This window comes from Bradyrhizobium sp. WSM4873 (genome assembly GCF_055811355.1).
In genome coordinates this window covers 1-7,265 of sequence record NZ_JBVVPS010000078.1, presented here as the reverse complement: position 1 = coordinate 7,265, position 7,265 = coordinate 1, and the positions used below count along the sequence as shown (strand labels likewise).

The following is a 7,265-nucleotide window of genomic DNA, read 5'->3' as shown; positions in this document are numbered from 1 at the left end:
TCCGCCAAGGCGACACTCCCGCCGATCAGCAGGCTGCCTGATCTTCACGCAACGCCCTTCATAGAGCTCGTCGCGCTCGCGCGCATGCGTCAATCAGGCGGCCTTCGTCGTCTTTCAATTACCCACATTTCCGGCCGCTCCGATTTCGGCGCCGAGTTCGATATCAGTGAGTCTGGAGAGTCCGCGCCAGATGACAACATTTCCGGGTGGCGGATCGGCGGCCCTGGCCAGGTAGCCACCCAATCGTGCAAGTTTGGTCAAGTAGAATGCAAGGGTTCCAGGGCGACATCGTCGATGGCTGGCGCCGCTGATGAGTCGATCGAGCAACGCGATCTCGGTGTCCGTCAACGCGAGTTTCGGTGACGCGTCTGGGGCGATGCGATTGAGCATGGTGAGCCAGAGGACGCGCCAGCTAAGAATGCAGAAGACCGCCATTAGATTGGCAAGTCGCTCCGCCGTCCGGAGTTTTGAGTCTTCCGCCTTGCAACCCGATTTCAGGATCTTATGGAACACCTCGATTTTCCATCGCATGGCGTACCAGTTGATCTTCTCGATTGCTTCGGAGCGACTGCGGACGGCTAGGTCTGTGATGAGCTTCCATTCAATTGGTTTACGGCCCTTTGGCGTACCGCGCTCGGTGGCATGGATTATCGTCAGGTCGAGGGCTGGATAACGTTTCTGCTTCCCGATGGGAGGCAAGACTGCGATCCGCTTGAACTTGATTTCCAGCGCGGCCTTCGTCGTCTCACCCTTGTCGTTGCGCACGTCTATGTAATGCAAGCCTTTGACGCTGGTCTCTTCCATCTCGGTTGCAATCGTATGACCGCCGTCGCCTGCCAGCCGATCGACGCAGGCGCGGACAAGGAAGTGAGCGCCAAGCTCTTGCGTCAGGCAATACAATTCGTAGATGTCGCTTTCGCGGTCGCCAATATGAATGCAACGCGCCGGCTGTCCGAGCCGCTCGATCGATTGCCTGAGATTGTCGAGCCAGCGAACGCTTTCCTTCTTCTCGATGGGAACGCGGGTCGGGTTGATCTTCTTCTTGAGCTGCGCGGTGCCTTTGAACTGTTTCCGTGTCCAGAACTTCACCGCCGCCAATCCCAGCGGTAGGCCCTCGACAGTTACGGCGAGACTGGAATGCATCAGAATTCCGCAGACCGTGTGATGACGCCAACGGCCATCCTTGTCCCGGCCGCTATTGACGCTCTTGGTCAGGCCGATGGCGCTCGTATTCGCACGTTGGTAGGAGAATTCCGTCGTGTCCTGAATGAGGAGAATTGGGCCCGTACAATCGTCGTAGCGCGTGCGTGTGGCGGCGAAGTGGCCGCTGAGGATGTCAGCTTCCTCCACGCGTTCGTTGGCGAAGAAGCGGTAGGCCGCCTTCGTGCTCGCCCAGTCCTGGCATGCGAGCGGTATGCTTCCGCCCATGCCGTCACCAATTTGCTTCAACAGCTCCCCAAATCGCTGACCCAGACGGGCATCTTTGAAAGCTGCTTTGTCGATCTCCCGCTCCGTCCAATGTTCGACGGCGCTTTCAGCACCATCATCCGGGCTGGCCGACCAACGACACGTCGTTCCGCTTGAACGCATCAAGGCACCTCGCCGCCGCGATTCAGGTGCTCGACAATGAATCACAAGCGATTCATCCGATTCAAGATTTTTCGATCGGGGCTATCGCAATAGAATCAAGCATTTGTGGGTAATTGAAAGCTTCGTCGTATGCGTACGATGCTGAAGCCATTTGTGAGGCGGTCACCCGCCCGACAATGCGGTTCGTACCGGTGAAGACTGCCGAACAACAAGCAGCCAGCATGATTTTGCGAACGCGAGAGATGCTAATGAGGCAGCGCAGCCAGACTGCAAATGCTCTGCGGGCTCATATGGCCGAATTGGGCATTATCGCTGGCACAGGCATGGCAAGCATCGCAAAACTCCTGGTGCTTCTCCGGGACGAAAAAGACAATAGGATCCCCGGCGCCGCCCGCTTTGCCCTGATCCTATTCGCTGAACAGATTGAGCTGCTTACAACCCGCATAGAGAAGCTCGACAGAGAGATTTTGGTTGCCGTCAGAAAGGACCCCGATGCAAGGCGTCTGATGAGCATTCCGGGTGTCGGTCCTCTCATCGCCGCTACCGTTCGGACATCGGTTTTGGATGCTCGCAATTTTGCGACTGCACGAGATTTTGCGGCTTGGACGGGGCTCACACCGAGGGCACAGTCGAGCGGCGGAAACGAAAGGCTCGGCGCGATATCAAAGCGTGGAAATCGGCAACGACGGACGCTCTTGATCGTTGGTGCGACCTCGATCATCAAGCTCGCTAAAGGAGGCTTGAAAGTCCCGCTCTGGATTCGGACCATGCTGCAAAGACGGCCGGTCAAGGTCGTATCCGTGGCGCTCGCCAATAAGATGGCGCGCACCATCTGGGCCTTGCTGGTCAGAGGCGGCATCTATCAGGCGCCGGCTGCAATGCTGAAAACCTAATCTTAAGAGCTCTCCGGCGGAAGAAGAAAGCTGCCGAGGAGGCAAGGTGCAAATCTGGATGAACCCCGAATGACGTCATTCCCGGTAGCAATCAGACCGCCTGACTCACTGCGCTTCGAGCGCGAGAAATTGATTGGGCGATTGCTTCCGCGGATATCATCGTGGCCAGCGGCCAGGCGCCGTGTTTTAGAGGCCGAACATATGACGCACCGTCATCCCTTGTTCAACCAGAGAAAGATCTTGCGGCCCGGGCCGTTCCACATATGAGTCAGAGCCCTTATTCCATGCCGAAACACATATCGGCCGATCGAGCTGCGCGCTTGTTGATCTTGTCATAGGCCCTCACGTATAATTCCGCGCATTTGCCGCTGCGCCACAAGCCTGTGCCGGGCGCTCCTGCCGTCCATGCTTATCGGGATGTCGTAGTCGGCGAGCAAGGAGGGATCGGTCGAGAGTTTGAAGCTGCTTTGACGGATGACACAAGCAGTCGATGTTTCTCAAAAGATGCTTTCCGGTGGAAGACATTTGTGCGGGAGACCTATCGTCAGACCACCATCAACCACGATTTCCGAGCCGGTTAGATAGGAGGACTGGTCGCTGAGCAGGAACAACACTGCTTCCGACACTTCTTGCGGCTGGGCGGCCCGCCCGAGTGGAATAGGAAAACAGTAGCCATCACAGTTCCTGGTGGTCGGGGTGGCGACCAAGCCGGGATGAACAGAGTTCACTCGGACACCCGACGCCGCTGCCTCCAGGGCGGCGGACTTCGTCAGACCCCGAACCCCGAACTTCGAGGCGACATAGGCATTGAGCCCTGCACTACCACGCAGCCCCTCGACTGATGAGATGTTCACGATCGAACCGCCGCCAGCGCGGCGCATCGCGGGTAGAGCCGCCTGCATGCCGAGGAACACACCAGTAAGATTGACTGCGAGGGTTTTGTTCCACTGATCGAGCGAGAGCTGCTCGATCGGGGCAAAGCTGCAGATACCCGCGTTGTTGACCAGGCCGTTCAGCGCGCCGAAGCTATTTTCCGCGCTCGCGATCGCGTTGCACCACTCCTCCGGCTGTGTGACGTCCTGACGCACATATAGAGCCGACGTACCAAGTTGAGCCGCGAGGATCTCTCCTTCTTCCTGAAGAAGATCAGTGATCACCACTCTTGCCCCCTCGTCTACCAGCAGGCGGGCATGAGCGGCACCCATCCCTCGAGCTCCGCCCGTGACCAGAATGACTTTCTCATTCATACGCCTCACGACAGGGGCCTCGCTTCGTTTGTTGGCTAACGGCGGTGCAGCGTTTTCCAAGCACTAAAAAGAATGCCGGGATCACGCTGGCCCTTGTAGAGGGGCGAGACCCCGCGTTTAACGTCGAGCAAGGTGAACACGGCGGTTTGCGCCGCGCGAACGGAATATTCCACCGTAAACACGACGTCGTCAGGCATTTCGCAGAATTGGCCGATGAAGGCGAGATTGCGCGATCCCTTGGGAATCACCTTCGGTCGGTCCGTCCCAGTCCGTGGCATGAACTGGGCCGTGATGTAGGGCATCATCGCGGTCACGACGCGTGAGCTGCCGAGAATGTGCGGAATACTATCCGTAAAGCGCAAGTGCGAAAGCAACTCGATAAGGACCTCACGCCCCGTGCACTCTGACATGGGCTTATGGACGAAGTTACCGGGTTGGTCTGGGAACAGCCCGTAACCCCACCAGACCCAAACATTCTTCGGCTGTTCGAAATAGTGTGGCTGTGCGTTAAGGACAATGGTCAGAAGCCAATTGGAATCCTTGATCGTGATTAGTCCGCCGTGCCCGGCACTGCTTCCGGTGAAGGCTTCAAGCCGATCGAAGAAGGTCGAATCATCGCCCGTGACCGTGAAGGACTCCCATTTGGATTTGGCAAGACTAGAGACAAAGGCCGCGGGCTGACCGAAGTCCGGGCTTATGCTGGCCAAACGTTCCCATAGCTTCCAAGAGCTGCCGTTTCGCTCTCTGTTCAGAACCGGAACCGTGTCCATTGAGCCGTAGCTGGTGTCGGATGTCATCGACCCGTTCGTGATGAAAACCAGATCTCGCTCCGTCAGATCTATAGCGCGATGCTCCCCGCCCTGCTTGTAGCGTAGGCACGTGGCAGTCTTCTGCCCGTGTTGGATCAAGACATCAATATCGGTGACCTCCGCCCCCTTCTCCAGCCGCACGCCTCGCATCGTCAACCACGCGACGATCGGGCGAACTATGGCATCGAACTGGTTGAACCGGGTCCGGTAGATCCCCCTCATGCTGTCGATGGTCGGAAACAGGTGCAGGAACCTGAGGCAGTAGCGCTTGAACTCGACCGCACTATGCCAGGGCGCAAAAGCGAAGGTGGTGCACCAGATGAACCAAAAGTTACTGTTGAAGAACTCGGACTCGAAGCAGTCCTGAATCGTCCTAATGCCAAGCACAGATTCCGGGGTTGCGCATAAGGCCACGAGATCGAGTCGGTCTTTCTCCGTAAAACCAAGGTCAGACACGTCGACGATCTCACCGCCCGAGATCAGGCGTGCTTTGTCGTCCCAGGAGAACTCCTGATGAAACTCCATCAGTTCGTCCTTCACCGACTTGGCCGGATCGCCGATCGAGGGAATGAAGGAGAGTAAATCGAAGGTGCAGTTAAAGTTCTCCTCGAACATGCGCCCGCCGCGCATCAAATAGCCATCTTTCGGATTGCCCGTTGCGTCGAGGCTACCGCCAAAGTGCTCCGTCTCCTCGAACAGCACCACATTAGGGCCCATAAGCCCGCCCTCCTTGATGAGATAGGCCGCAGCCGCCAACGCGGCGATGCCCGTTCCGACCAAATAGGCTCTACGTGGAGTCGCCTGCGGATGGGGGCGCGATAACTGGGGCGCAGGGCACATGAGGTCCTCCGAGAACACAGGTTGTACCAGGGCGTGTCGATCCGGTGATCGTCAGTTGGGGGCTCAACGGACCTATGTGACCAACCACAACATAGCTCTCCGTTGCGGGAGCTGGGCCTACCCCTTTAGGTAGCTGTCGCCGGGCCGAAGTGAGCTGCTGCCGGTTTGATGGACACCGAGATTGGGTGTTTCATGAAGCCGGAGGGGCCCGAACACTTCGATCCCAACGTCATCGTCAGCAAGGCGCTCGAGGCCGCCGTCAACGCTTCGTCTGAAATTTGGAAGCCGCGGCGCCGCGTCACGCGCTCAAAATAGGCGTCAAGCACCAATCAAAAAGGGCCGCAGAGCTACGCTTACGCTTGTGCAGCGTCGCCGCATGAAAGACCGTCCGCACCCCTTCATCGCCTGCTCGATGAACACTGGATCGCCGATTGACCCGCGTGATCGGTGAACACCGACCGCTTGATCTCTACGCCGCGCGCCGGCAACGCCGCAGAAGGACGGCTAGCATCAGCGCCGCCCAATGCCCGGCGCCACCCGTCACAAGTATTGTCATTACTTCCACATCTGTGTTGGCACTAAAAGCGTAAGAAGGCAGCTACAACTGAAGATGTGGGCGCATAAAATATGCGCAAATACTCCTCCAGTACGCCCTTCACATCTCCGGCTTTGGTATTGTCGCATTCGTTAGCGAATCTTGGGAACGGGCAGCACATACTCACGTGTGAGTTGCGCCAGCGCCAGCTTACGTCTTTCTACTTCGATTGGATTGGCCCAAGAAAGTGCTCGATCGACACCGACCGAGATGTTCGGGTACATCGGCGGACACTTCGATTCCGAGTTCCTCAATCAGTTCTTGGGACAGGGCCTCGCGTGGTGTTTTACCCCGTTCGATCTTTCGGCCCGTGCTGCATGAAACTTTCGGTCCCACGCTTGCGTACCAGCAGAATGTTACCTACGACATCCGTCATGGGGGCAGTAGCGATCTGCGTTGTGCGCCTGGCTGCGGCGTCATCCATCAAGCAACGACCCTTTTTTCAAAACAGTCTGTGGGACCGCTTGCGGTAGCACTATCAGCAGCGGGACAATGACGACCATACCGGCGGCCAGCATCACTCCCGATACGCCGGCTACAGTCAATATCTGGGCGCCAAGGACGGCTCCGAAGCCGATGGCTGAATTGATGACCGCCGAGTGTATCGCGGCAGCAGTCATGATTGTCGAACCGGCGGCGCGCAGGATCCAGGTCTGCAGTCCCGCGAACAGCGCCGCGGCGGCGGCGCCCCAGATGACCAGCAAGACAAGGACCCGATCTGTCCCCAGTTGGGGACCGAACCATCCAAGGCCAACGAGCGCCAGACACAGGGCCCAGCAGTGATGATGGACTTGGTGAATCGGTCGATGAGAACGCCGGCCAGGATGTTCCCAAGAAATCCTGCTCCACCAAAGCTGAACAATAACGCGCCAATCATGACATGGGCAAGATTTGGAATCTCTCTGAGGAATGGTTCTATAAATGTGTACGCCGCGAAGTGCGCCGCCGCCATGAATGCCGTTACGGCATAGATCCCCAGCAGGTCATGTCTGCGGCAGACCGATCCAAGCTCTCTCCATCCCGCTGGCGTCCCGGCCTCCATGTTCGGAAGAACTGCCACCATCAGGGCTGAGGTGATCAGTCCGATGGCTCCAATTAATCCGAACGCTGCACGCCATCCGCTCACCTGACCGACGAGGTTCGCGAGCGGCACGCCAACAACGGTCGCCATCGAGATCCCGCCGAATACGATTGCGGTCGCAACACCCATACGGGAGCTATCGCCGAAAGTTGGTGACGGCGGGAATCGGGAAGGCGGCATATCGTGGGGGTGCTTGACGCCTCCACTTCT

At 57.9% G+C, this 7,265-nt stretch carries 5 protein-coding genes and 1 pseudogene; 1 reads left to right on the top strand and 5 read right to left on the bottom strand.

Annotated features, from left to right (window positions below):
• Positions 1–114: 114 nt before the first annotated feature.
• A complete protein-coding gene (locus AC0L21_RS37620) occupies positions 115–1,590 on the bottom strand; it encodes an IS4 family transposase (protein ID WP_473267011.1) in 1,476 nt (491 codons plus the stop codon).
• 131 nt (positions 1,591–1,721) lie between these two features.
• On the opposite strand from AC0L21_RS37620, the pseudogene AC0L21_RS37615 reads away from it, so the two are divergent.
• Positions 1,722–2,483: pseudogene (locus tag AC0L21_RS37615) on the top strand (IS110 family RNA-guided transposase); the annotation flags it as partial.
• A 497-nt stretch (positions 2,484–2,980) separates the two neighbouring features.
• On the opposite strand, the gene AC0L21_RS37610 reads toward AC0L21_RS37615, so the two are convergent.
• The 4 genes from AC0L21_RS37610 to AC0L21_RS37595 all read right to left on the bottom strand — a co-directional run bounded on the left by AC0L21_RS37610 (position 2,981) and on the right by AC0L21_RS37595 (position 7,145).
• Positions 2,981–3,739, bottom strand: coding sequence for a glucose 1-dehydrogenase (locus tag AC0L21_RS37610; RefSeq protein ID WP_439034105.1), 759 nt, complete (start codon positions 3,737–3,739; stop codon positions 2,981–2,983).
• A gap of 26 nt (positions 3,740–3,765) precedes the next feature.
• Positions 3,766–5,379 (bottom strand): oleate hydratase, encoded by a 1,614-nt coding sequence (locus AC0L21_RS37605; RefSeq protein WP_473267007.1) that lies wholly within the window; start codon positions 5,377–5,379, stop codon positions 3,766–3,768.
• 1,011 nt (positions 5,380–6,390) lie between these two features.
• Positions 6,391–6,678 (bottom strand): hypothetical protein, encoded by a 288-nt coding sequence (locus tag AC0L21_RS37600; protein WP_439035785.1) that lies wholly within the window; start codon positions 6,676–6,678, stop codon positions 6,391–6,393.
• Entirely contained in the window at positions 6,591–7,145 is a 555-nt protein-coding gene (locus tag AC0L21_RS37595) for an MFS transporter (protein ID WP_473267009.1), read from the bottom strand. The genes AC0L21_RS37600 and AC0L21_RS37595 overlap by 88 nt, the downstream gene beginning before the upstream one ends.
• Positions 7,146–7,265: the final 120 nt, after the last annotated feature.